Origin of the sequence: Brevibacterium sp. CCUG 69071, from assembly GCF_021023135.1 — a bacterium.
Taxonomy (GTDB): domain Bacteria; phylum Actinomycetota; class Actinomycetes; order Actinomycetales; family Brevibacteriaceae; genus Brevibacterium.
In genome coordinates this window covers 702,229-727,604 of record NZ_PGFV01000002.1, presented here as the reverse complement: position 1 = coordinate 727,604, position 25,376 = coordinate 702,229, and the positions used below count along the sequence as shown (strand labels likewise).

Below are 25,376 nucleotides of genomic sequence, written 5' to 3'. Positions count from 1 at the left end.
GTCACACAGCCGGAAGAACTCTAGCTCACTTGAGTTCGAACGTGCACTCCAGCCACGCCCGTGCGATGCCCTTGAAGAACATGTTGAAACCGGCGAAGGCCGGCGAAGCCGATTCATCGATGCCCAGCGGCTCGGACAGCGCGGTGACGATGAAGTAGTAGCGGTGGGGTCCGTGTCCGGCCGGTGGGGCGGCACCGACGAAACGGGGTTCACCGGCATCGTTGCGCAGGGTCACTGCACCGGCGGGAAGACCGTCGGACTCCGGGTTGCCGGCATCCGTGGGCAGAGAGGTCACCGAGGCATCCAGGTCGGTGACGACCCAGTGCCAGAAACCGGAACCGGTGGGCGCATCGGGATCGAAGCAGGTCACGGCGAAGGCCTTGGTCTCGTCCGGGAAGCCGGACCAGGACAGCTGCGGGGACTGATCCTGCCCGCCGTCGATGCCCATCGCGCCGGAGAGCTGCGGCCCGGACAGTTCCGTGCCGTTCTCGATATCCGTGCTGGTCAGCGTGAAGGTGGGAAGATCGGACAGGTTGTAGAACGGTGAATTGACGCTCATGGTGCCTCCTCAGGCGGGCGGTCCTTCGTGCTTACGTTTCCGAGACAACAGCAATCCGGAGAGTTCGTCAACCCGCAGCTTGCCCGCGAGCACCGCACATACCGCCTCGGTGATCGGCAGGTCGACCCCGTACCGGCGTCCGAGGGCGAGGACGGCCGGAGACGACTTCACCCCTTCCGCGGTCTGCGAGGTGTGGGCGATGGTCTCCTCGAGGCTCATCCCCTCGCCGAGGTGGCGACCGAAGGTCCGATTGCGCGAGAGCGGGGAGGCACAGGTGGCGACGAGATCGCCGAGTCCGGCGAGTCCGGAGAGCGTGTGCGCCTCGGCGCCCATGGCCGCGGCCAGACGTGAGGTCTCGGCCAGCCCGCGGGTGATGATCGAGGCCTTCGAGTTGTCCCCGAGCTTCTGCCCGTCGGCGATGCCGACCGCCAGGGCGATGACGTTCTTCACCGCTCCGCCCATCTCCACGCCGATGACATCGGTGTTCGTATAGGGCCGGAAGTAGGAGTTCGCGCTGATCTCGGCGACCACCTCGGCGGTCTCGATGCTCTCCGCGGCCACCACTGTGGCGGTGGGCTGCTGGTCGGCGATCTCCCGGGCGAGGTTCGGACCGGAGACGACGGCGATCTGCGCGGGGTCGACCTCGGCGACCTCGGCGATGACCTCGGACATGCGTTTGCCGGTGTCGACCTCGATGCCCTTCATCAGGCTGACTAGTCGAACCTCGGGGCTCAGCTGAGCCTTCCACCGGCCGAGGTTCTCCCGCAGGGTCTGCGCGGGCACGGCGAGGACGATGACCTCGGCGTCGGTGACAGCGGCGATGTCGTCGTCGGTGGCGACCAGCAGCTCCGGCAGGACCCGCTTACCGAGGTAACGCTCATTGGTGTGTGCAGTGTTGATCTCCTCGGCGACCTCGGGCCGACGGGCCCACAGGGTGACGGGGAATCCGGCATCGGCGATGACCGCCGCATAGGTCGTACCCCATGAACCGGCTCCGAGGACCGCAATCCTGTCCACGCTCATTCGTCCGTCTCCTTCTCTGCGAATCGGGTCGGAAGCTCACGGCGGGAGAGGTCGGCGACCATGGCCGCAATCGTGTTCTTCAGCCGGCGGGACAGCTCCCCCATGGTCGACTTCTCATCCCGGTGGGCCCAGATGTCCGAATAGTCGACGGCGGGCCCGAACTCCACGATCGACTCGTGGCTGAAGGGCTTGAACCGCAGACGCTTCCTGCCCCCGCGCGGGTAGATCGTGTCCAGTCCCCAGTGGGCCAGCGGGATGATCGGGGCTCCGGTCTCCAGGGCCAGGCGGGCGGTGCCGGTCTTGAAGTGCTGAGGCCAGAACTCGGGGTCCTTCGTCAGCGTGCCTTCGGGGTAGATGACGACGGTCTGCCCGTTGGCCAGGGCGTCCTTCGCGTATTCGAGGGAATCACCCGCCGAGGCGGACGCCCGCAGCACGGGGATCTGGCCGATCGACTTGAGGATCGCGCCGAGGGCACCGGAGAACAGTGTCGACTTCGCGAGGAAGTGCGGCATCCGGCCGTTGCGCTCGAGTGCGAGGCCCACGAGGATCGGGTCGAGGTGATTCGCGTGGTAGGCGGCGATGATGATGCCGGTGCCTTTCGGCGGGAGGTGCTCGAGCCCGCGCACGCTCATCCGGGTGGCGGTGCGCATGAGCCCGTAGGCCGTCGTCGCGGCGAGGGTGCCGGCCCGGTTCTGCTTGCGCACCGAGGCGGGATCGAAGGAGACGAGGACCTTCTCCTCCTCGGGAGGCATATCGGCCGCGGAGGGTTTCTCGGCCTTCGCGCTCATGCAGCCACCTCGGCGCCGAGGCCGATGAGCTTGTCAAGGAAGTTCTCGTATCCGCGGTTGATCAGTTCGATGCCGTGGACTTCGCTGGTGCCCTGCGCGGCCAGTGCGGCGATGAGGTGGCTGAAGCCGCCGCGCAGATCGGGCACGTCGATGCGGGTGCCCGTCAGCTCAGTGGGACCGGAGACCACGGCCGAGTGCTGGTAGTTCCGGCGGCCGAACCGGCAGGGGGTGCCGCCGAGGCATTCGCGGTAGAGCTGGATCTTCGCACCCATGTCTCGCAGCGCCTCGGTGAAGCCGAAGCGGTTCTCATACACGGTCTCGTGGATGATCGACAGACCCTCTGCCTGGGTCATCGCGACGACGAGCGGCTGCTGCCAGTCGGTCATGAAGCCCGGGTGGACGTCGGTCTCGAGGGCGAAGGAGGTGAGCCTGCCGCCGGGGTGACGGAAGCGGATGCCGGACTCCTCGACCTCGAACTCCCCGCCGATCTTGCGGAAGATGTTGAGGAAGGTGATGAGTTCGGGCTGGGAAGCGCCGGCGACGAAGATGTCACCGCCGGTGGCCAGGGCCGCCGAGGCCCAGGAGGCGGTCTCATTGCGGTCGGGCAGGGCCCGGTGGATGAACCCGCGCAGGGATTCGACGCCTTCGATGCGCACCACCCGGTCGGTGTCGACGGTGATGATCGCGCCCATCTTCTGCAGCAGCGCGATGAGGTCCATGATCTCGGGCTCGATCGCGGCATTGCGCAGTTCGGTCACCCCTTCGGCGCGGACAGCGGTGAGCAGCACCTGCTCGGTGGCGCCGACCGAGGGGTAGGGCAGTTCGACCTTCGTGCCCTGCAGCCGGCTCTTGGCCTGGAGCATGATCCCGCCGGGGGTCTTGTCGACCTCGGCGCCGAACTTGCGGAGCACGTCGAGGTGGAAGTTGATCGGCCGGTCGCCGATGTGGCAGCCGCCGAGGTCGGGGATGAAGGCCTGCCCGAGGCTGTGCAGGAGAGGTCCGCAGAAGAGGATCGGGATCCGCGATGATCCGGCGTGGGCGTCGATGTCGACGATCGATCCCTGCGCGACATCGGCAGGATCGAGGTGGAGTTCGCCGTCGGACAGATCGCCGTCGGGGGCGGGGCTTACACGCACGCCGTGGAGTTCGAGCAGTCCGGTGACGATCTCGACGTCGCGGATCTGGGGCACACCTCGGAGCACGGATGGGGTCTCTCCCAGCAGTGAGGCGACCATCGCCTTGGGGACCAGGTTCTTCGCTCCCCTGACATGGACGGTGCCATCGAGCGGATTTCCCCCGCGTACTTCGAGCATGTTCCTCCCTGCGTCGTGCTCTGCGTCCCGGCTCGGATCTGTGCTGCCGACCAGCCTGTCACCGCTCGGTCGACCGGTGAGTCGGCGGCGGTGAGGACGGTGCCCGAGACCTGCTCGGGCACCGTCCTAGACTAACGCAGACGCACCTCGGCGCTGGAATTCCGACACCACCCAGGCCGCGGGAATCGCAGACCTCTCCGGCCAGGCGCTCAGACCTTTGCGGGCAGGGTCTTCGGCTTGAACGCGAACCGGCTGGACTCGTAGGCGACGATGTCGTCCTCCTTGGCCAGGGTCAGCGAGATGTCATCGTGGCCTTCGAGCAGACGCCATCGGGTGTAGTCGTCGATCTGGAAGGTCACGGTGACCGAGTCGCAGGTCACGGTCTTCTCATTGAGGTCGACCGAGATCGGGGTGCCCGGATGGTTCTCGAGAATCTTCCAGATCAGCTCGATGTCGTCCTGCTCGAGCTGAGCGGCCAGCAGACCCTCCTTGCCGGAGTTGCCGCGGAAGATGTCGCCGAAGCGCGAGGACAGCACGACCCGGAAGCCGTAGTCCTTGAGCGCCCAGACGGCGTGTTCGCGCGAGGATCCGGTGCCGAAGTCGGGCCCGGCCACGAGCACGGAGCCGGCCGAGAAATCGGGGTCGTTGAGCACGAAGTCGTCATTGGTCCGCCACCGGTAGAACAGGGCGTCTTCGAATCCGGTCCGGGTGACCCGCTTGAGGAACTTCGCGGGGATGATCTGGTCGGTGTCGATGTTGGATCGGCGCAGGGGCACGCCGATGCCGGTGTGGGTGCTGAATGCTTCCATCGTGGGCTCCTTAGGCGCTCGCCGAGGTGGGTGTCAAGGTCAGGCTGAGCCGATCGTCGGCCCAGTCGACGGGTTCGGCGTCGCGGGGCAGATCCTTGACGTCGCCCGGTGAGGACAGGGTTCCGCGCACCGCGGTGGCCGCGGCGACCAGCGGGGACACGAGGTGAGTGCGTCCGCCCTTGCCCTGACGGCCCTCGAAGTTGCGGTTCGAGGTCGAGGCGCAGCGTTCGCCCTCGGCCAGCTGGTCGGGGTTCATGCCCAGGCACATCGAACAGCCGGCGAAGCGCCATTCCCCGCCGAAGTCCTTGAAGATCCGGTCGAGTCCTTCGGATTCGGCCTGCAGGCGGACCTTCGCGGAACCGGGGACGACCATGAAGCGGACGTTCTCGGCCTTCTTGCGTCCGCGCACGATCTCGGCGGCGGCACGGAGGTCCTCGATGCGCGAGTTCGTGCAGGAGCCGAGGAAGACGGTGTCGACCTCGATCTCGCGCAGCGGAGTGCCCGGGGTCAGACCCATATAGGCCAGGGCGTTGGCCGCGGCGGCCTTGTCGTTCTCGTCGGTGAAGTCATCGGGGCTGGGCACCGAGGCCGAGAGCGGCAGGCCCTGGCCGGGGTTGGTTCCCCAGGTGACGAAGGGCTCGATGTCTTCGGCCCCCAGCACCACCTCGCGGTCGAATTCCGCGCCCTCATCGGTGTAGAGGGTCTTCCAGTACTCGACGGCGGCGTCCCAGTCCTCGCCCTCCGGGGCGTGGGGGCGGCCTTTGACGTACTCGAAGGTGGTCTCGTCGGGGGCGACCATTCCGGCGCGGGCACCGGCCTCGATGGACATGTTGCAGATGGTCATCCGCGCTTCCATCGACAGCTTCCGGATCGCCTCGCCGCGGTATTCGAGGACGTAGCCCTGTCCCCCGCCGGTGCCGATCTTCGCGATGATCGCGAGGATGATGTCCTTCGCGCTCGAGCCTTCGGGCAGCTCGCCGTCGACGGTGATCGACATGGTCTTGAAGGCCTTGAGGCTCAGCGTCTGAGTGGCCAGCACGTGTTCGACCTCGGAAGTGCCGATGCCCAGGGCCAGTGCCCCGAAGGCCCCGTGGGTCGAGGTGTGCGAGTCGCCGCAGACGACCGTGGTGCCCGGCTGGGTCAGCCCGAGCTGGGGACCGACTACGTGGACGATCCCCTGATCGGCATCGCCGAGGCTGTGCAGGCGGATCCCGAACTCCTCGGTGTTCTTGCGCAGGGTATCGATCTGCGTGCGCGAGGTGGGTTCGGCGATCGGCTTGTCGATGTCCCAGGTCGGGGTGTTGTGGTCCTCAGTGGCGATCGTGAGGTCGGGGCGGCGCACGGGGCGCCCGGCAAGTCGGAGTCCATCGAAGGCCTGTGGGCTCGTGACCTCGTGAACGAGGTGGAGGTCGATGTAGATGAGGTCGGGGGCACCGTCCTCGCCGCGCGCGACGACGTGATCGGCCCAGACCTTCTCGGCCAAGGTGCGTGGCATGATTCCTCCTGCCGGTACAGGGATTGCCTGTACGCGCTTGCTGCTGACGCCCGATGTGCGGTGCGTCGCGTGACTTTCGGTGTGTCCACCGCCTGGCTTCCGGACGGCGGCGAGACGTCCGAGGACGCCGGGCCTTCTGCCGAGAAGCTGACGCCGGACGGCGACGAAGCGGTGTGTAGAAGAGAATCTACTCGTCCGTATCGCATTTCGAACTTGCATCTCGCCCACTGAGACGCGCACAATGGTGTCTATGACAAGCAATGGTAGCGGCGTCGGAGTCATCGACAAGGCCGCAATGGTTCTCTCCGCCCTTGAGGCCGGACCCGCTTCACTGGCCGAACTGGTCTCACTGACCGGACTGGCCAGGCCCACCGCTCACCGCCTGGCCGTGGCGCTCGAATTCCACCGCATCGTCGGCCGGGATCTGCAGGGCCGCTTCGTGCTCGGCCCGCGCCTGGCCGAGCTGTCCTCGGCCGCCGGCGAGGATCGCCTGCTGGCCGCGGCCGGACCGGTGCTCGGGGCGCTGCGCGATCAGACCGGGGAGTCGGCCCAGCTGTTCCGCCGCCAGGGCGATCTGCGCCTGTGCGTGGCCGCCGCCGAACGTCCCGTGGGCCTGCGCGACTCGGTGCCGATCGGGGCGACCCTGTCGATGCGCGCAGGATCGGCCGCCCAGGTGCTCCTGGCCTGGGAGGAGCCCGACCGCCTGCACACCGGCCTGCGCGGGGCCCGGTTCTCCGCGACCATGCTCTCGGGAGTCCGCCGCCGAGGCTGGGCCCAGTCGATCGCCGAACGTGAGCGCGGCGTCGCCTCGGTCTCGGCACCCGTGCGGGGACCGAGCAATCGCGTCGTCGCCGCCGTCTCGATCTCCGGGCCCGTGGACCGCCTCACCCGGCAGCCGGGTCGCCTGCACGCGAAGTCCGTCATCGATGCCGCCCGGACCCTGACCGAGGCGCTCATCCGCGGCTGAGCCTCGCCACCGTGAGTAAGATGACTCCATGATCGCCGCCCAGAGACGCAACGTCATCATCGAGACGATCGAGCGAGACGGCGCCGTCTCCATCTCCGCACTGTCGGAGAAGCTCACCACCTCGGCGGTGACGATCCGCCGCGACCTCGACCAACTCGCCGAGGAAGGCCGCCTGACCCGCACCCACGGCGGCGCGGTGGCCTTCTCCAGTTCCCGCGAATCGACCTATGCGGAGAAGCTCGAGCAGGCCTTGGCCGAGAAGACCGCGATCGCCCGCGCCGCGGCCAAGCACGTGCGCAACGGCGACGTCGTGGCCTTGGGCCCCGGCACCACCACCGAACTGCTTGCCAAGGAGCTCAGCTCTCACTCGGGCCTGCGTGTGGTCACGAACTCCCTCCTCGTCGCCGAGGCGCTGGTCGCCTCCCCTGACAACGAAGTCATCGTCGTCGGCGGGATCCTCCGTCATTCGATCCGCGCCTTCGTCGGCGGGGGCACGGTCTCCCAGCTGCTCGAGCTGCGCGCCGATACGGTCTTCCTCTCCGGCAACGGTCTGGCCGCGGACTTCGGCCTCTCGACCCCGGCCTTCCCCGTGGCCGACACGGATCGGGCGATGGCCCGCGGGGCCGGACGGGTCACCGCGCTCGTCGATCACACGAAAGTCGGCCTGCGCTCCTCGGTGCTCACCGTGCCCACCGAGGCGATCAACCACCTCATCACGGACGCCAAGAGCGAGACCGGGGAGCTCGAGGCCCTGCGCACCGCGGGCGTCGAGGTCGAAGTCGTCTGACACGACTCGATTCGCCTCGACTCGTCTGACTCGACTCGCCTAGGGCGGGGCGTGAATCATCTCGATTCGACACCATCCGGGTGTCGCTTCTTGATTGTTTTGTTGTGATTCTGATAACTTTTGATCCATCACGGCGATGGGGCCGTGTCGGACAGAAGAGGGATCATGACATCCACAGTTTCGCGTACGTTCCTCCAGACCACCGCCGTCCGCGTCTGCGCGGCCGCAGCCGCGGGAGCACTGCTGCTCTCTGGCTGCACCAACGAAGGCACGAGCAAGGAGTCCTCCGGCAGCGGCGGTGAGGCAGCGCAGGCCGCCGACAGTGCGGGCTCCTCGGGACCGACCTGCACGATGGAGGACTACGGGGCCGAGAAGGTCGAGATCGACGGAGCGAAGGTCGGCTTCTCCCAATCCGAACCGGACTCTGCGAGCTTCCGCGCCGCGGAGACCCAGTCGCTCAAGGACGCCGCAGCCGATGCCGGAGCCGATCTCGTCGTCACCAACGCCAACAACGAACTGCCCAAGCAGATCAGCGACATCGAGAATCTGCTCAGTCAGGACATCGACATCCTCGTCATCGCCCCGGTCAACTCCGACGGCCTCGACTCGGCCCTGAGCGCGGCCAAGGAGAAGAAGGTCCCCGTCGTGACCATCGACAGGAAGGTCACGAACGACTCCTGCGACGACTACCTCACCTTCATCGGCTCGGACTTCGTCAAACAGGGCGAACGCGCCGCGGACGCCCTGGCGAATGCCACGGACTCGAAGGCGAAGGTCGCAGTGCTGCTGGGCCCCTCGGGCAACAACGTCACCGACGGTCGGCAGAAGGGGTCCAAGGACAAGGTCAAGGCCGACTACCCCGATATCGAGATCGTCGCCGAGCAGACCGCCAACGCCTCTCGCTCCGAAGGCCAGGAGGTCACCGCTCAGCTGCTCCAGTCGAACCCCGACATCGACGCCGTCTACGCCTTCAACGACGAGGAGGGCCTCGGCGCCATGGCCGCGATCCAAGAGGCCGGGAAGGAACCGGGCAGCGACGTCAAGATCGTGTCCATCGACGGCACCAAGAACGCCGTCGAGGCCATCGTGGCCGGCAACTACAATGCCGTCATCGAATCCAATCCGCGCTTCGGCCCGCTCGTCTTCGACACCCTGAGCAAGTTCTACGGCGGTGAGGAGATCCCCGAGGACATCATCATCAAGGACGGCGAGTACACCCCCGACAATGCCGAAGAGCAGGTCGGTCAGGCGTTCTGAGGTGACTGCCACCGCCCCGGCACTGGCCGCCCGAGGACTGCACAAATCGTTCTCGGGCGGCCAGTGCTCCGCGACGTCGACTTCGTGCTCCGGCCCGGAACCATCCACACGATCGTCGGTGAGAACGGTGCCGGGAAGTCGACGCTGATCAAGGCCCTGACCGGGGTCTACCAAGCCGAGTCGGGAACCATCGAACTCGCCGGCGAGCGCGTCTCGTTCGACCACCCCTCCCAGGCCCAGGACGCCGGAATCTCCACGGTCTACCAGGAGGTCAATCTCGTCCCCCTGCTCTCGGTGGCCCGCAACATCTTCCTCGGTCGCGAGCCCCGGACGCGGTTCGGTCTCATCGACCTGGGGACCCTGAATTCCCGGGCCGCCGAGGTGGTCGCCGAACTCGGCATCGATGTCGACGTGGCCACGGAGCTCGGTGCCCTCGGCATCGGCGTCCAGCAGATGATCGCCCTGGCCAGGGCCGTGACCACCGAGGCGACGGTGGTGATCATGGACGAACCCACCTCTTCGCTCGAACGTCGCGAGGTCGACGTCCTCTTCGGCGTCGCCCGCCGGCTGCGCGATCAGGGTGCGGGCATCGTCTTCGTCTCCCACCGCCTCGACGAACTGTGGGAGCTCTGCGATGAGGTCACCATCCTCCGCGACGGTGCCGTCGTCCGCACCGGATCCATGGCCGAGCTCGACCGGCGTTCGCTGATCTCGGCGATGCTCGGTCGCGACATCGCCGAACACGGTGCCACCTCCTTCAGCGAGGCGCCGGAGACTGAGTCCACGACCGCCGAGGTGGTGCTCGAGGCCACGGGCCTGCGCGCTCCCGGACGTCTCCACGATGTCGGGATCACCGTCCATGCCGGGGAGATCCTCGGCCTCGCCGGGCTGCTCGGCTCGGGGCGCAGCGAAACCGTCAAGGCCGTCTACGGAGCCTTGGACACCTCGGCCGGGCAGATCACGGTCAGGGGCTCGCGGATCCGGCGGCAGTCGGTGCCCGCGGCCCTGGGTGCCGGTGTGGCGCTGCTGTCCGAGGACCGCAAGTCCGAAGGCATCGTGCCCGAACTCTCCGTGCGCGACAACATCGTCCTCGCCGTCCTCTCCCGCGTCTCCCGGGGCGGCGTGCTCTCCCGCCGCAGAGTCGACGCCCTCGTCGATCGCTACATCGACCGGCTGGGCATCAAGCTCTCCTCCCCCACCCAACTGGTCTCCGAACTCTCCGGGGGCAATCAGCAGAAGGTGCTCATCGCCCGCTGGCTGGCCACCGAACCCTCGGTGTTCCTCCTCGACGAACCCACCCGCGGCATCGACGTCGGGGCGAAGCAGGAGGTCCAGGCGCTCATCGACGAGCTCGCGGAGAAGGGCCTGGCCGTCGTCCTCATCTCCTCGGAGACCGAGGAGCTCGTCGCCGGTTCGGCACGGATCGTCGTCCTCCGCGACGGGGAGATCAGCGAGACCCTGACCGGCTACGAGGTCGAGAACTCCCGGCTGCTGGCCGCCCTCGTCGACGGCGGCGCTGCTTCGGACGCCCCTTCCGCGGAGGGCGCCCCCTGCCCCGACGACGCTGGAGACCGCGCATGAAGGCCACCGCCGCAACCGCCTCGGCGCCGGTGAAACGATCGACCTCGCTGAGGAAGTGGATCGCCGACTACGGCGTCTACGTCGCCCTGGCCCTGCTCGTCCTCGTCAACATCGTCATCACCCCGCACTTCCTCACTGTCGCGAACCTGCGTCTTCAGCTCATCCAGACCGCCCCCGTGCTCATCGTCGCCCTGGGCATGGCCATGGTCATCGGCACCAAAGGCATCGATCTCTCCGTGGGCAGCGTGATGGCCCTGTCGGCGGCGATCATGCCGCTCTACATCGGGTACGGCACGCTGCCGGCGATCCTCGTCGGCATCGTCGCCGGGGCCTTGAGCGGGCTGATGATCGGTGTGCTCGTGTCCTCCTTCGGCCTCCAACCCATCGTCGCGACCCTGGCCGTGCTCATCGGCGGGCGCGGGCTGGCCAATGTCATCGGCGGGGAGATCAAGAACCTCTCGGATCCGGGTCTCGTCAGCCTCGGCACCGGATCCGTGCTCGGTGTGCCCTATTCGGTGCTCAGCGCGGTCCTCCTCGTCATCGTCGTCGCTTTCCTCATGCGCCGGACCACCTTCGGGGTGATGGTCGAGGCGATCGGCGGGAACCGGCGCGCGGCGGAGCTCGCCGGCATCCGCATCAGGTCAGTGCTTGTCACCGTCTATGTGCTCTCCGGTGTGCTCGCCGCCTATGCCGGAGTGCTCGTGGCCGCCCGCTCCCAGGCCAGCGACCCGCGGACGCTGGGCCTGCTCATGGAGCTCTCCGCGATCGCGGCCGTGGTCATCGGCGGCACCTCGCTCTCAGGTGGGCGGGTGCGCGTGCTCGGCACCGTCGGCGGTGCCCTGCTCATGCAGCTCATCGTGTCCACGCTCGTGTCCCACAACGTCGCCGATTCGATCTCACAGATGGTTCAGGCCGTGGTCATCGTCGTCGCGGTCGCGCTCCAGGTGGGCAGGAGGAAGTCATGACCGATCGCACCGAGGTCGAGGTCGTCGCCATCGCCGGCACCTCCCGTTCCCGCGTCGAGCAGCTGGCCAGGCTGACTCAGCGCAATGGGGCGCTGGTCATCCTGCTCGCCCTCATCGCGGTTTCGTCGATCGCCTACCCGTCGTTCGCCTCGGCGGGCAATCTGAGCCAGATCGCACTGCAGGCCGCGTTCCTCGCTCCGCTGGCGCTCGGGCTGACCTTCGTGATCTTCACCGGCGGGATCGACCTGTCCGTCGGGTCGGTCTTCGCCCTCGGCGGGGTGCTCGCGGCCTGGGCCTCGCAGTACGGGTTCCTCGCGGCGCTGCTCGTCCCGCTCATCGTGTGCACGCTCATCGGCCTGATCCAGGGGGCGATCATCGCCGGCACCTCGATCCCGGCGTTCATCGTCACCCTCGCCGGGCTCCTCTTCGCCAGGGGGCTGCTGCTCGCCCTGACCCAGGAGGGGTCCGAGACCTACAAAGTCCCCGCCGAGGCGGCCTTCCTCCAGCTCTCCCGGGGCTCGTTCCTGGGGTTGGGTGTGCCCGTGTGGATCGTTCTCATCCTCTTCGCCGTCGGCGTCGTGGTCCTCCACCGCACCTCCTACGGGTCGACGCTGCTGGCGATCGGCGGGCAGCCCGATGCGGCGAGGCTGATGGGTCTGCCGGTGCTGCGCTCGACCCTCATCGTCTACTCCGTGTCCGGGACGATGGCGGGGCTGGCCGGGGCGCTGACCGCGTCCTACACGGCGTCAGGGGTGACGACCCTGGGCGTGGGCCTCGAGCTCACGGCCATCGCCTCGGTGGTGTTGGGAGGCACCCTGCTCACCGGTGGTGCCGGCACGGTCGTCGGTTCGCTCGTCGGCGTGGTGCTGCTGCAGGTGGTGGCGAACCTCATCAACAGGCTCGGGCTGACGAACTCGAATTGGCAGGCCGTGGTCAACGGTGCCGTGCTCCTCGTCGTCGCTGTCGCCCAGGTGCTGCTCTCACGGGTTCAGGCCAGGGAGCGCGAACGTCGGCGGGGCGGTGAGTCTGCCGAGGCCGATGGGGCTGATAGGGCTGCTAAAGGTGATGGGGCCGGCGAGGTTGACGAGGTCGGCGGGGCCGGGGCTCAGTCCTCGTAGCGTCCCGCGCCGGCTGCGGCGGTGACGATGAAGATGTGCGGCTCGCGGTGGCCGGCTGCGGCGAAGGCGCGTGTCACCGCCGCGCTCACGATGTCGATCCGGTCCTCTGCGACCATTGCGATCGCCGACCCGCCGAATCCTCCACCGGTCATCCGCGCGCCGAGTGCACCTGCATCCATGGCGGTCGCGACCGCGAGGTCGAGCTCGGGGCAGGAGACTTCGTAGTCGTGGGCAAGTGATTCGTGCGAGGCCAGCAGGAGCTCGCCGATGCCGTCGAGGTCTCCGGCCTCGAGGGCTGCGACGGTCGCATGGACGCGGGCGTTCTCGGTGATCACGTGCCTGACGCGCTTGAGCTGTTCGGGCGTGAGGAGAGCCTGGTTGTCGGTCGGGATCGACTCGCGCAGGCTGGTTACGCCGAGGGCGTGGGCCGCGGCTTCGCAGCTGCGCCGTCGGTCGCCGTAGCCGCTCTCGCTGTGGGAGTGGGAGACCCGGGTGTCGATGACCATGAGGCGCAGGCCGTGCGCGGTGAGGTCGAAGGGGATCTGACTGTGGCTCAGGTCCTGGCAGTCGAGGAACAGGGCGTGGCCGGCGTGGGACATGATCGAGGCCGCCTGGTCGACGATGCCCGTCGGTGCCCCGACGAAGTCGTTCTCCGCGCGCTGGGTCAGCAGCGCCTTCTCCTTCTCGCCGAGTCCGAGTTCGAAGACCTCGTCGAGGGCGATGAGCACGGCGACCTCGAGGGCGTGGGAGGAGGAGAGTCCTGCGCCGACGGGGACGGTGGAGTCGATGAAGAGGTCGATTCCGCTGACGTTGGTGCCAGTTGTGCGCGCGATTTCGAAGACCACCCCGGCCGCGTGGCTGAGCCAGCCCTGCATCCGGCCGGGAACGAGCTCCTCGGCCGTGAACTGACCCTCGAGGCGACGGCCGTTCTCGTCGCGGTGATTCGAGACGATCCGGATGCTCGAGTCCTGCTGCGGCTGTGCTGCAGTGCCTGTGGCCGCGGTGGCGCTGCTGGAGACAGCTTCGCTGCCCCCGGCAGGACCTCGCCTGCCGATGGCGACGTGCACGGCCCTGTCAATGGCGATCGGGAGGACGAACCCGTTGTTGTAGTCCGTGTGCTCGCCGATGAGGTTGACGCGTCCCGGAGCCCGGAAGCAGCCGAGCGGGGCGTATCCGAAGAGCGCCGCGAAATCGGCGCTCAATCCTGCCGCGGAGACGCCTCCCGCGCCGCTCATCGGCCGGCTCCCGTACGGTCGGGCACCGTTCCGGCTGCCGAAGCTTTGGCCGGATCCTCTCCCGGCTCCGCGTTCCAGTCGGCGGCTCCCGCCGAGCGCAGGCGCCGGGCCGTCTCCTCGGCGGAGACATCGCTGACGAAGGCACCCATGGCCGATTCGGATCCGGCGAGGAACTTCAGCTTGTTCTCCGCCCGCCTGGGGCTGGTGATCTCGAGACGCAGCCACTGTGCGTCCGGATTCTCGCTGTTGACCGGCGCCTGGTGCCAAGCAGCGATATACGGCGTGGGGGTCGTGTACAGGGCGTCGATGCGCCGGAGGATCTCCGGATAGATGCGGGCGAGGTCATCGCGCTCGGCGGCATCGAGGTCGGCGAGATTGAGCACCTGACGATGAGGGACGAGATGGACTTCGATCGGCCAGCGGGCGGCGAAGGGCACGAAGGCCGAGAAGTGCTCAGATTCGATCACGATCCGCTCTCCGCTGCCGCGTTCGAAGGCGAGGATGTCACCCATCAGGGCCCGACCGGTCTCCTGCTGATACCGGTCCGCCCGAGCACTGGCGCGCGCGGTGTGCGGGGTCGTGTAGGGATAGGCGTAGATCTGGCCGTGGGGATGGTTCATCGTCACGCCGATCTCCTCTCCCCTGTTCTCGAAGACGAAGACCTCCGCAATGCCGGGCAGGGCCGAGAGCTCCGCGGTCCGATGCGCCCAGGCTTCGATGACGGTGCGCACGCGGGTGGTCTCGAGTCCGGCAAAGGACCCGCTGTGGTCGGAGCTGAAGACGACGACCTCACAGCGACCGGACCCCGGTGCCGAGAGTCCTGCCTCGACGGTGCGGGCGGGTGCGAAGGTCTCTGCCGCCTGGCTGAAGCCCGGTTCCGCGCCGAGGGCGGGGGCCGCCTCGGCGAGGACCTGCCCGGGATCGGGGATCACCTCGCCGAGCCCTGGGCCCAGTGATGGGAAGCGATTCTCGAACACGACGACATCGTAGTCGGCCGCGGGCACCTCGGTGGGGCGTCCCGGCTGTGAGGGGCACAGTGGGCATTCGGCGGCGGCGGGCAGATGCGTCCGCGACTGCCGGTGCGTGGCCACGGCCACCCATTCGCCGGTGAGCAGGTCGAAGCGGAGATGGCCGCTGTCCGGCCGTGGCTCCACGGGGCGCTGATCGATATCGATCGGTGCTCGCGACTCCTCGGAGTCCTGAAAGAAGACGGCCTCCCGGCCGTCGGCGAGCCGCGTCCGACGATGCACGATCATCACCCTCCCAAAAGTGATCATTTTCGATCATAATGCTAACACCTTGCGGACGTTCCCTGCGGATTGAGCGTAGAATTCACACACCGAATCCTTTACCCACCGACCTTCCCGGAGCCGCATGACCGCCAGCATCGAACTCGCCCTCGACGAGGACACTGCGGTCATCTCCCCCATCGGTGCGAGCCTGCGCGGCTATACGGCTGCCGGTCGCCCCGTGGTCGTGCCCATGGGCGCCTTCGACGGGGCCGTTCTCGCGCCCTGGCCCAACCGCATCGCCGATGGCCGCTATCGCTTCGCCGGAGAGGACCGACGGCTGCCGATCACGGAACCGGAGCGCGGCACCGCCCTCCACGGCCTCGTCGCCGGGATCGAATGGGAGATCGCCGAACGCACGGCCACCTCGGCGAGGTTGGACACGGTGCTTGCGGAGTCAGAAGGATACCCGCATACCTTGGCTCTGTCGGTGCGGTACGAGCTCACCGCCGGCGGGCTCGCCATCCGTGCCGCGGCACGGAATCTGGGAACGGGCCCCGTTCCTTTCGGCTTCGGCTTCCATCCGTGGTTCCACCCGGGAGGCGACCGCGTCGACGATGCCGCGCTGCTCGTCCCCGCGGGGACGTGGTACGCGACCGATGAGCGGCTCATCCCCACGGAGGTCCGCCCCTTCGACGACGGTTCGCTCATCCCCGCCGATCATGTGCGCGACGATTCGGCCTGCATCGTCTGCAAGGACTTCCGGGCCCTGCGCGCGCTCGACGGCACGGTCCTCGATGACGCCTTCGGCTCGCCGAGTCGCAGCGCAGGCGATCGGGCCAGGCTCGGCGGCGATGAGCGATCGCGGGCCGAAGCCGAACGCGAGCCGACTAGGGACGAGGATCGCCCGGGGGCAAGCGACGAAGCTGGGGCCCTAGGCGGCTGGTGCTACGCGCGGCTGCGGGGAGCGGACGACCGTGAGATCGTCATCGGCATGGATGAGAGCTTCCGTGCCTGGCAGGCGTGCACCGGCGACGGCTTGGACCCCGACCATGCGCGGCGGGCGATCGCGATCGAGCCGATGACCTGCGCGCCGAACGCCTTCGGTGCCGGCGAAGGCTACGAAGTCATCGCTCCGGGCGCCGAGTTCGCCGTGGAGTGGAGCATCGCCCTGGTGTGACGTCTTCACGTGCGACGGCGCCGAGTGTGACGGTACCGAGACGCTCTCCCACGCCAATGACAGCCCACCCTGATATGTTGCGAAGACAGCCAGTCAACTCGTGAGAGGGAAGAGGATGTCGACACCGCAGCACCCGAACGACGCAGAGAACAACCAGAACCCGAACGACGGTCAGACGGTCGCCAACCCTCAGGGCGGTCACGATGGCCAGACCGCTCATGATGCACAGAGCAGTCATGATGGCCAAAGCGGTCGCGAAGCCCAGGCCGGCCATGACGGCCAGGCCCAGCCGGGATACTCCGGCTCGCAGAACCAGCAGGGCGGCACCTACCAGCAGAACGCCGGCTACTCCCAGCCGGACCACGCGTACCAGCAGACCGGTGGGGCGTACCCGCAGCGGGCTGACCCGTATCAGCAGGGCGCATACCAGCAGCAGGCCGACGCGTACCAGCAGCAGAGCGCCTACCAACAGCAGGGCGTGGCCTATCCGCAGACCGGTGGCTACCCACAGCGCTCCGGCTCCGGAGAGAAGGGCTTCTTCAAGTCACTCTTCGACATCCGCTTCGACAACTTCATCTCCGTGAAGTGGTCCGGATTCATCTACATCATCGCGATCGTCGTCGCCGCACTGTCCTACCTGGGAACCATCATCGGCGCGATCGTCACGAGCACCGCGGCTTCGAGCGTCGCGAGCTACTATTCCAGCGGCCCGAGCTTCAGCATCCTGCCGATCATCCTTGCGATCATCTTCGGCTGGATCATTCCTGCGCTGTGGGTGATCTTCGTGCGACTCTGCCTCGAGCTCATCGTCGCGAACATCAAGACCGCGGAGAACACGAGGAAGATCGCCGACTCGGTCGGTCGCTGAGAGCACGACGTTTGCCTGCGCGCGTGGCCATACTCGCCAGCAGCTGGTCACAGAACCGAGGCCGGAACGCCGTTCTCCTCGGTTCTGTGACCGATTCGTTCGGGTAGTCGGGAGCTCTGGGCTCTGCATGGACGGGGTGCGATCCCGTAGGGGTTCAGGCGGCAGGACGCTCGCCGTGACAACTTCTCTGTGAATTAGAGCGAGCCCCGCACCGATTGATTCGATGCCGGGCTCTGCCGTACCCCCGAGCAGATTCGAACTGCCGTTACCGCCTTGAGAGGGCGGCGTCCTAGGCCACTAGACGACGGGGGCGTAAGACTCATCAGGATTTCATTCCCGATGCTGTCCGCTGGGGTACCAGGACTTGAACCTAGACTAAATGTACCAGAAACACTCGTGCTGCCAATTACACCATACCCCAATGTTTTTCAAGGCTTTCCCCGGAGGGATTTCCCTGAGCAACGAGATATAACTCTACACAAGCCGACCGCCCGGGGACAAATCTGCGAGGCTCATTTTCCTGTGACGTTCTTAACATCGCGGGCCCCTTCCCCGAGCTCCTGCCAGTTCCGCGCGCAGCCCCCACCGCACTTCTCCTCGCGGCACGGGCTCCGCGCCCCGCCTCAGTCCCGTGCCAGGGAGATCAGGCGGTCGAGCACCCGGTAGCCGTCGGCGCGCAGGCCGTTGTGCTCGTATTCGTTCGTCACCCAGGGCTTGACCCCGCCGAGGTGCTCGGCGGTGGCCAGCGAATGTTCCACCGGCACATACGCGTCCTCGAAGTACACCGCGGCCGCACCACGGACCGGAGAGGCCTGCAGCGCAGAGACGTCGTAGAGCCTCGGCCACTGCCGTCCGGCGACGAGCTCGGCCACCTCGGCGAAGGGCGTGAGCTCCGGATCCTCCTGCAGGGATTCCGGCCCCGCGTGCTCGCCGGCCAGCAGGGTCGGATCGGCACGCACCTCGGCGGGCATGGCACGCCTGGCTGCCCAGTTCGTCACCGTGCCGTCGGCCCAACAGGATTCGTGGACCACGGCATAGAGCGGGTTCCGCCCGGAGAACGGCAGTGCCGCAGCCAGGTCATGACGGAAGGCCGCCGAGGCGGGGTCGAGGTCGAGCAGATAGTGCAGCTTCTCGGGCCCGTCGGAGGCGCCGAGGAAATGGCCGAGGAGACGCAGCCGTTCCCGGCTCGCGCGTGCCCCGCTCGGCAGGGCGAGTCCGCCCTCGGTCTCGGCGAGATCGACGAGGCGGGACAGCTTCTCCCGGTCACCCGGGAAGTCCCGATAGAACTGCTCGGACTTCCGCTGCATGCCCGCCCAGGTCCGCGCGTAGATCTCTGCCGGGTCGACGCCGATCGCGGGCAGTCCCCCGGTGAAGTACACCTCGTCCAGCGACTCCGAATGGGCTGAGACGTAGCGCAGTGCGGTGAAGCCGCCGAACGACTGTCCGAGCAGGGACCAGGAATCGATCTCGAGAGCCGCGCGCAGGACCTCGGCGTCTTCGACGATCGAATCGGCACGGTAGCGTCCGAGCGCCTCGGCGATGTCGGCAGGCTCTTCGCCCGCCCAGTCGAGACCGGTGATTCGACCCTCGAGGCAACCGATCGGACTCGACTTCCCGGTCCCCCGCTGGTCGAACATGACGACCTGGAAGTCCTCGAGTGCCCGCGCCAACCACGAGCCCTTGCCGACAGGAGTGGTCGGCCGAGGCGCCTCGACCCCGGGACCGCCCTGGAGGTAGACGAGGTAGGGCTTGGTGCTCTCGGCCTCAGCGGCGACGATCCGGGCGAAGACCTCGATGGTCCCCGGCCCGACGGTCGAGGAGGCACCGACCGGTTTCGCCGAGACCGGCGCCGCCAGAGAGGCGGCCGCAGACCGCGCCCCGCCCCTGCCGAAGTGGTCGAAGGGAACGTCGACGCTTACGTCCCGCAGGTGCAGTCCCCCACGGGTCCAGGTCTCCTGGGTCAGATTCGTCCCCTGCTTCCCACTCCGTGTCGGGTCGGGTCCGGTCACAGCTGCGCGGCCAGTGCCCGCAGGCGCGTCAGAGACGAGTCCTTGCCCAGGATCTCCATCGACTCGAACAGCGGCGGGGAGACCTTGCGTCCGGAGACGGCCACCCGCAGCGGCCCGAAGGCCAGGCGCGGTTTGATCTCCATCTCGTCGACGAGCTTGGCCTGCAGCGTCGAGTGCAGGGTGTCGGTCGTCCAGTCCTCGAGCCCGTCGAGCACCTCGAGGGACGCGGCCAGCACCTCGGGTGCGGAGTCCTTGAGCGTCTTCAGCCCGTCCTCGGCCATCGTCAGCTCCGCGTCGGGAGTGAAGAGGAACGCGAGCAGGTTCGGGGCCTCGGCGAGGAGGTTCATCCTCGTCTGCACGAGCGGCGCAGCCTGGTCGAGGATCGCCAGCTGCGCGTCCGTCGGAGACTCGGGCAGCACCTCGGCGGCCTGGAGATAGGGCACCAGGCGGTCACGGAAGTCGTCGGCGTCGAGGAGGCGGATGTGGTCGGCGTTGATGGCTGTGGCCTTCTTCACGTCGAAGCGGGCCGGGTTGGGCAGGACGTCGTGGATGTCGAAGGCCTCGACGAACTCCTTGACGCTGAACACGTCCCGGTCCGGTGCGATGGACCAGCCGAGCAGGCCGAGGTAGTTGATCATGCCCTCGGGGATGAAGCCGTTGTCGCGATGGAGGAACAGGTTCGACTCCGGGTCGCGCTTGGACAGCTTCTTGTTGCCCTCGCCCATGACGTAGGGCAGGTGTCCGAACTCGGGGGTCGCCGCGGCGATTCCGATGGCCTTGAGCGCCTCATAGAGCGCGATCTGACGTGGAGTCGACGACAGCAGATCCTCGCCGCGCAGCACGTGCGTGATGCCCATCAGCGCATCGTCGACGGGGTTGACCAGGGTGTACAGGGGCTGCCCGTTGGCCCGGACGACGACGAAGTCGGGGATCGTACCCGCGCGGAAGGTGATCTCCCCGCGGACGAGGTCGGTGAAGGTGATGTCCTCGGCGGGCATGCGCACGCGCCACACCGGTTCGCGGCCTTCGGCTCGGAAGCCGGCGATCTGTTCCTCGGTGAGGTCGCGGTCGTAGCCGTCGTAGCCGAGCTTGGGGTCGCGTCCGGCGGCCTTGTGCCGGGCTTCGACCTCCTCGTTGGTCGAGTAGGACTCGTAGATGTGACCGCCGGCCTTGAGCTTCTCGATGACGTCGGCGTAGATCTCACCGCGCTGGGACTGGCGGTAGGGGCCGTCGGGGCCGCCGACGTCGATGCCTTCATCCCAGTCGAGGCCGAGCCACTTCATCGCCTCGAGGACCTGCCCGAAGCTCTCCTCGGAGTCGCGGGCGGCGTCGGTGTCCTCGATGCGGAAGACGAACTTGCCGCCGGTGTGCTTGGCATAGGCCCAGTTGAACAGGGCGGTGCGGACCATGCCGACGTGCGGGGTGCCTGTCGGTGATGGGCAGAAACGAACTTTGACGCTCACGATTGTCCTTCTGTGTTCGGGTGGTGCGAGTCGGTGGCAGTGGTGTGAGTCGGTGGCGGTGATGGAAGACGGTGGCTGTGGTGCCGATGCCGGGGTCGGCCCGGGACCGGCGGTTCTGCGGGGGTCTCCTCAGGCGTCCATGACGGGATTGGAGAGCACGCCGAGGCCTTCGATGGCGATGTCGACGCGGTTGCCGGCCACGATCTGGCCGACCCCTGCCGGGGTGCCGGTGAGGATGACGTCGCCGGGCAGCAGTGTGATCGTCTCGGACAGGTGCTCGATGAGCGTGGGAATGTCGAAGATGAAGTCCGCAGTGGTGCCGTCCTGCTTGAGTTCGCCGTCGACCCAGGAGCGGATCCCGAGGTCGTCGACCTCGAGCGAGGTCTCGATCCACGGACCCAGCGGGCTCGAGGTGTCGAAGCCCTTGGCCCGGGTCCACTGCTTGTCCGAGCGCTGAATGTCGCGCAGGGTCACATCGTTGCTCGCGGTGTAGCCGAGGACATGGTCGAAGGCGTTCTCGGCCTTCACTCCCTTGGCGACGCGGCCGATGATGACGGCGAGTTCGGCCTCGTAGGAGACGTATTCGCTGATCGCGGGCAGTCGGATGGGATCGCCGGGGCCGATCACCGAGGTGTTCGGTTTGAAGAATGAGAGCGGGGACACCGGCACCTCGTTGCCGAGTTCGGCCGCGTGGTCGGCGAAGTTGCGTCCGACGCCGATGATCTTCGACCGCGGGAGGATCGGTGAGACCAGGCGGACGTCATCGAACTTCAGCCTCTCACCCGTTGATTGAGCCGGAGTGAAGAAGGGGTCTGAGTCGAGGACGGCGATTTCGAGACCCGTTGTGTCCCAGTCTCCGTTCTCGATCGCAGGGACTTCGCCTTCGACGACGCCGTATTTGGGTTCGTCCTGGTGCACAAATCTGGCAATACGCATGTGCCCCAGTCTAGTCAGTGCTCCCCGGTGTCCGCGCGCGGGGATTTCCGCCTCGAGCTGAGAGACTGGGTGCATGTCCCATCCGCCATCCGCACCAGGCCCGCGATCCTTCGATCTCGAGAGCATCGGATCCGGTCTGCCGGCCGCCGCGCTCATCGATCAGATGAGAATCGCCGAGGTGGGCCGTTTCCCCCGCATGGTCATCGAAGCCCCTCCCGGTTCAGGCAAGACGACCCTGGTGCCGCCGCTGGTGGCCGAGCGGCGCCCCGGTCGCGTCGTCGTCACCCAGCCGCGGCGGATGGCCGCCCGCGCCGCGGCCAGGCGGCTGGCGGGACTGACGGGGGCCCGCCTCGGCGAGGACATCGGGTTCACGGTTCGCGGCGAAGCGCGGACATCGGCGCGCACACGCATCGAATTCGTCACCACCGGCGTGCTGCTGGGCCGCCTGCTGCGCGATCCCGAGCTGGCCGGTGTCGGTGCCGTCGTCCTCGATGAGGTGCACGAACGGCAGCTCGACACCGACCTCACCTTCGCGATGTGTCGGGAGATGATCGATCTGCGCGAGGACCTCGGCCTCGTGGTGATGTCGGCGACCCTCGACGCCGCACTTTGGGCACGGCGTCTGGGCACCCCGGAATCGCCCGCGACCCATCTGTCGGTGACTGCCGAAGTCCACCCCTTGGAGGTGCGCTGGGCACCTCCGCAGCGGCGAGGTCTCGATGCCCGCGGGGTGACCAGGGATTTCCTCGACCATGTGGCCTCGACGACGGTCGACGCCGTGGGCGCGCACCCCGAGGGCGATGTCCTCGTCTTCGCCCCCGGCGCCCGGGAGGTCGAGGAGATCGCGTCCCGAGTCCGCTCGCGGATGTTCGGTTCGTCGGGCGGGCCAGGCGGCGGGTCGGGCGGGTCGAACGGCGGGTCGGACGGGTCGCACGGCGGGTCGGACGGACCTGTCGTCCACACCCTCACCGGGCGCACCCCGGCCAAGGAGCAGGACGCGATCCTCCGACCCCACGCCGAGGCGGCCGGTCGTCGTGTGATCGTCTCGACCTCGGTCGCGGAGTCGGCACTGACCGTGCCCGGCGTGAGCATCGTCGTCGATTCCGGACTCTCCCGCGGCCCCCGACTGGACACGCGGCGGAGAATGTCCGGCCTGGTCACGCAGCGGGAGTCCAAGGCCTCGGGGACGCAGCGGGCCGGTCGCGCCGCACGTCTGGGCCCGGGCATCGCCTACCGGTGCCTCTCGGAAGCGGACTGGGCGAGTCTGCCCGAGCACACCCCGCCGGAGATCGCGACGAGCGATCTCACCGCGGCGGTGCTCGCGGTCACCGTGTGGGGCGGAGATCCGAACCTGCTGCCGGATCCGATGCCCGTGGCACCGTACCGGCTGGCCGTGGAGAATCTGCGCGCGCTCGGCGCGGTCGAGCCCGAGGCTGCCGGGTTTGCGACTCCCGAGCCTGAGGCCGGCGAGCGCCTGACCCCCACCGAACTCGGGCGTGCCATCGCGCGGATCCCGGCTTCCGTGTGGTCGGCTCGGGGACTCCTCGACGGAGCGGCGATGCTGTCCGCGCATGAAGCCGCCGAGGCGATCGCGGTGATGGAATCCGAACAGCGCGCTCCCGGGGCCGACCTCCTCGCTCTGCTCAGGTCTCTGCGGCGCAGCAGAGACCCGCGCTTCGGCCAGGACGTCAAGCGGTTCGCGGGACTCGCCGCCGAGTTCGGGGATTCCGACTCGGGGCGCACGACCTCGGAGCACCGGTCTCTGCGCGCCGACGATCTCGGCCTCGTCGCCGCGCTGTCCTTCCCGCTGCAGATCGCCAGGCTGCGCAGCTCCTCTGCGTCGGAGTACCTGCTCGCCTCGGGAACCGCGGCCACGCTGCCCCGCGACTCTTCGCTGCAGGGCAGTGAGTGGCTGGCGATCTCCGAGGTCGGCCTCGCCGGCGACCGAGCCGTGATCAGGGCGGCCGCGGTCATCGACCAGGACACCGCCGAACTCGCCGGTGCCGGACTGCTCGTCACCGAGGAGTCCGCAAGTTTCGCCAAAGGGAAGGTGAGAGCGGTCCGCCGCAGCCGCCTCGGCGGGATCGAACTCACGGCCACCCCGATCACGCCCACACCGGAGCTCGCGCGGGAGGCCATCGCCACCTCGGTCGCCGAACGCGGTGCCCGGGAAGTGCTGCGACCGTCCGAGGCCTTCGAATCGCTGCGCGCCCGGATGGGTCTCCTCCATGCCGTCTACGGTGATCCGTGGCCGGATGTGCGGTGGACGCATCTCTCGCGAACACTGACCGACTGGTGCCCGGCGGCACTCGACCGGATCGCGAAAGGGTCTGACCCGGCCAAGGTCGATCTCGTCTCCGCGCTGCGGACCCTGCTGCCTTGGCCCGAGGCTGCCCGGCTCGACGAGCTCGCCCCGTCCGAGATCGCGGTGCCCACCGGGTCGCGGATCCGCCTCGACTACCCGGATCCCGATCAGGCCGTGACCAATGGCAGCGCCGGCGGAAACGACACCGATAGCGGTGGCGACCCCGCCGATGACGACACCGAGGACGGAGACCCTGCCAGCGCCACCGCCCCGGAGAGCCCGGTGCTCGCGGTCAAACTCCAGGAGTGCTTCGGCTGGCAGACCACGCCGAGCGTGTGCGAAGGCCGGGTGCCGGTCATCCTCCACCTCCTCTCCCCCGCACGCCGCCCTCTCGCGGTGACCAGTGACCTCGCCTCCTTCTGGGCCAATGCATACGCCCAGGTCAGGGCCGAGAACCGCGGTCGCTATCCGAAGCACCCGTGGCCGGAGGATCCTCTGACCGCACCCGCCATGCGCGGGACCAAACGGTCTGGGACAATGAAGCGGTGACTTCCGCATCTGTCCTCGACCGCCTCGGCGCCGGTTCTGTGCTGCCCGCTTCTGAGTGGCGAAGCCTGCGCGATGACCACGAGGCCGAAGTCAGCGCGCGCACGGAGGCGCACATCGCCCGCCGCATGAACGGGGAGAAGCACCCGGTCGAGGATTTCCTCTTCACCTACTATCCGTTCAAGGTCGGGCAGCTGGCGAAGTGGAATCCCGGCGTCGGGGTCCGCCTCGAACTCGAGACCGAGGATGACCACGCCGCCTTCGACCGCCGCTGGTACCGGACCGACCCGAGAGGCGACTTCGCCGAGGTGGACCTCGAGTCCTGGCGCACCGACCGGGGCGATGGGGCGAAGTTCATCGCCTCGCTGCTGGCCTCGACCCTGCACCGGGAGGCGAACTTCGGCTGCTTCGGCATCCACGAATGGGCGATGGTCTACCGGCTGAGCGAGGAGGAACGTCGGCATCAGCAGGTGCCGCTGCGACTGAGTCCCGCCGAGACCGACGCTGTGGTCGAGGGCCATCGCATCCAGTGCTCGCACCACGATGCCTTCCGCTTCTTCACCGAACCGGCCCGACCGCTCAACACCCTGCAGCCGAGCAGACAGGGCATGGTCGCCAACGAACAGCCAGGCTGTCTGCACGCCGGAATGGACCTCTACAAGTGGGCGATGAAGATCGGACCGATCGCCCCGTCGGCCCTCGTCATCGACTGCTTCGATCTGGCACTCGACATCCGGACCCTCGACATGGAGGCCTCCCCCTATGACCTGCGCGGCTGGGGCTACGGCGTCGTCGCCATCGAGACCGCGGCGGGCAAGGCCGAATACATGACCCGGCAGCGCGAATTCTCCGCGCGGGCCCAAGCGCTGCGGCAGCGTCTGCTCGATGCGCTCGCGGGAGCCGGAATGCACCCGCGCTGAGGCGGCTCAACCACGTCGTGGAC

Annotated in this window: 21 protein-coding genes and 2 tRNA genes; 10 read left to right on the top strand and 13 right to left on the bottom strand. The window is 67.9% G+C overall.

The window, feature by feature from the left end; all coding sequences use genetic code 11:
- Positions 1–25: 25 nt before the first annotated feature.
- The 6 genes from CV023_RS08510 to leuC form a co-directional block, all read right to left on the bottom strand.
- The gene (locus CV023_RS08510; RefSeq protein WP_230745033.1) at positions 26–559 is read right to left on the bottom strand and encodes a YbhB/YbcL family Raf kinase inhibitor-like protein; all 534 of its coding nucleotides are present in this window, start codon (positions 557–559) and stop codon (positions 26–28) included.
- 9 nt (positions 560–568) lie between these two features.
- Complete coding sequence (locus CV023_RS08505) at positions 569–1,582, bottom strand: NAD(P)H-dependent glycerol-3-phosphate dehydrogenase (protein ID WP_230745032.1); 1,014 nt, start codon at positions 1,580–1,582, stop codon at positions 569–571.
- Entirely contained in the window at positions 1,579–2,370 is a 792-nt protein-coding gene (locus CV023_RS08500; RefSeq protein ID WP_230745031.1) for a lysophospholipid acyltransferase family protein, read from the bottom strand. Before CV023_RS08500 ends, CV023_RS08505 begins: the two co-directional genes overlap by 4 nt.
- On the bottom strand, positions 2,367–3,683 hold the full coding sequence (murA, locus tag CV023_RS08495) for a UDP-N-acetylglucosamine 1-carboxyvinyltransferase (RefSeq protein ID WP_230745030.1): 1,317 nt from the start codon (positions 3,681–3,683) through the stop codon (positions 2,367–2,369). The genes CV023_RS08500 and murA overlap by 4 nt, the downstream gene beginning before the upstream one ends.
- A 209-nt stretch (positions 3,684–3,892) precedes the next feature.
- A complete protein-coding gene (gene leuD, locus CV023_RS08490; RefSeq protein WP_230745029.1) occupies positions 3,893–4,492 on the bottom strand; it encodes a 3-isopropylmalate dehydratase small subunit in 600 nt (199 codons plus the stop codon).
- 10 nt (positions 4,493–4,502) lie between these two features.
- Positions 4,503–5,987, bottom strand: coding sequence for a 3-isopropylmalate dehydratase large subunit (gene leuC / locus CV023_RS08485; protein WP_230745028.1), 1,485 nt, complete (start codon positions 5,985–5,987; stop codon positions 4,503–4,505).
- A gap of 250 nt (positions 5,988–6,237) precedes the next feature.
- Here leuC and CV023_RS08480 point away from each other — a divergent pair, with 250 nt between their 5' ends.
- From CV023_RS08480 to CV023_RS08455, 6 genes are all read left to right on the top strand, one after another.
- The gene (locus CV023_RS08480) at positions 6,238–6,954 is read left to right on the top strand and encodes an IclR family transcriptional regulator (RefSeq protein ID WP_230745027.1); all 717 of its coding nucleotides are present in this window, start codon (positions 6,238–6,240) and stop codon (positions 6,952–6,954) included.
- A 28-nt stretch (positions 6,955–6,982) separates the two neighbouring features.
- Entirely contained in the window at positions 6,983–7,741 is a 759-nt protein-coding gene (locus tag CV023_RS08475) for a DeoR/GlpR family DNA-binding transcription regulator (RefSeq protein WP_230745026.1), read from the top strand.
- Positions 7,742–7,906: 165 nt separating this feature from the next.
- Entirely contained in the window at positions 7,907–8,998 is a 1,092-nt protein-coding gene (locus CV023_RS08470; RefSeq protein ID WP_230745025.1) for an ABC transporter substrate-binding protein, read from the top strand.
- Between the two features lie 63 nt (positions 8,999–9,061).
- Positions 9,062–10,579: a sugar ABC transporter ATP-binding protein gene (locus CV023_RS18995; protein ID WP_230745024.1), complete on the top strand. Its 1,518-nt coding sequence runs from the start codon at positions 9,062–9,064 to the stop codon at positions 10,577–10,579.
- On the top strand, positions 10,576–11,544 hold the full coding sequence (locus CV023_RS08460) for an ABC transporter permease (RefSeq protein ID WP_230745023.1): 969 nt from the start codon (positions 10,576–10,578) through the stop codon (positions 11,542–11,544). The genes CV023_RS18995 and CV023_RS08460 overlap by 4 nt, the downstream gene beginning before the upstream one ends.
- Entirely contained in the window at positions 11,541–12,662 is a 1,122-nt protein-coding gene (locus tag CV023_RS08455) for an ABC transporter permease (RefSeq protein ID WP_230745022.1), read from the top strand. The genes CV023_RS08460 and CV023_RS08455 overlap by 4 nt, the downstream gene beginning before the upstream one ends.
- Here the strand turns inward: CV023_RS08455 and galK are convergent.
- Positions 12,650–13,897 carry a galactokinase gene (gene galK, locus CV023_RS08450; RefSeq protein ID WP_230745021.1) on the bottom strand — a complete coding sequence of 416 codons (1,248 nt, stop codon included), beginning with the start codon at positions 13,895–13,897 and terminating at the stop codon, positions 12,650–12,652. The two genes, CV023_RS08455 and galK, sit on opposite strands and share 13 nt — an antisense overlap.
- Positions 13,894–15,153: a galactose-1-phosphate uridylyltransferase gene (gene galT, locus CV023_RS08445; protein WP_230745020.1), complete on the bottom strand. Its 1,260-nt coding sequence runs from the start codon at positions 15,151–15,153 to the stop codon at positions 13,894–13,896. Before galT ends, galK begins: the two co-directional genes overlap by 4 nt.
- Positions 15,154–15,271: 118 nt before the next feature.
- Between galT and CV023_RS08440 the strand changes: the two genes are divergently transcribed.
- Positions 15,272–16,306 (top strand): aldose 1-epimerase family protein, encoded by a 1,035-nt coding sequence (locus CV023_RS08440; RefSeq protein WP_230745019.1) that lies wholly within the window; start codon positions 15,272–15,274, stop codon positions 16,304–16,306.
- Positions 16,307–16,421: 115 nt separating this feature from the next.
- Positions 16,422–17,174: a DUF4282 domain-containing protein gene (locus tag CV023_RS08435; RefSeq protein ID WP_230745018.1), complete on the top strand. Its 753-nt coding sequence runs from the start codon at positions 16,422–16,424 to the stop codon at positions 17,172–17,174.
- Between the two features lie 239 nt (positions 17,175–17,413).
- Here CV023_RS08435 and CV023_RS08430 read toward each other — a convergent pair.
- The 5 genes from CV023_RS08430 to CV023_RS08410 all read right to left on the bottom strand — a co-directional run bounded on the left by CV023_RS08430 (position 17,414) and on the right by CV023_RS08410 (position 21,582).
- Positions 17,414–17,486 (bottom strand) — tRNA-Glu (locus CV023_RS08430).
- Positions 17,487–17,523: 37 nt separating this feature from the next.
- A tRNA-Gln gene (locus tag CV023_RS08425) sits at positions 17,524–17,595 on the bottom strand.
- Between the two features lie 202 nt (positions 17,596–17,797).
- Positions 17,798–19,183 (bottom strand): alpha/beta fold hydrolase, encoded by a 1,386-nt coding sequence (locus tag CV023_RS08420; RefSeq protein WP_230745017.1) that lies wholly within the window; start codon positions 19,181–19,183, stop codon positions 17,798–17,800.
- Entirely contained in the window at positions 19,180–20,646 is a 1,467-nt protein-coding gene (gene gltX / locus CV023_RS08415) for a glutamate--tRNA ligase (protein ID WP_284934614.1), read from the bottom strand. The genes CV023_RS08420 and gltX overlap by 4 nt, the downstream gene beginning before the upstream one ends.
- A gap of 129 nt (positions 20,647–20,775) precedes the next feature.
- A complete protein-coding gene (locus CV023_RS08410) occupies positions 20,776–21,582 on the bottom strand; it encodes a fumarylacetoacetate hydrolase family protein (protein ID WP_230745016.1) in 807 nt (268 codons plus the stop codon).
- 73 nt (positions 21,583–21,655) lie between these two features.
- Here CV023_RS08410 and CV023_RS08405 point away from each other — a divergent pair, with 73 nt between their 5' ends.
- Both CV023_RS08405 and CV023_RS08400 read left to right on the top strand, forming a co-directional pair.
- Positions 21,656–24,436 carry an ATP-dependent RNA helicase gene (locus CV023_RS08405; protein WP_230745015.1) on the top strand — a complete coding sequence of 927 codons (2,781 nt, stop codon included), beginning with the start codon at positions 21,656–21,658 and terminating at the stop codon, positions 24,434–24,436.
- Positions 24,433–25,353, top strand: a complete 921-nt coding sequence (locus tag CV023_RS08400; RefSeq protein ID WP_230745014.1) for a 3-methyladenine DNA glycosylase — start codon at positions 24,433–24,435, stop codon at positions 25,351–25,353. The genes CV023_RS08405 and CV023_RS08400 overlap by 4 nt, the downstream gene beginning before the upstream one ends.
- The last annotated feature ends 23 nt before the right edge of the window (positions 25,354–25,376 follow it).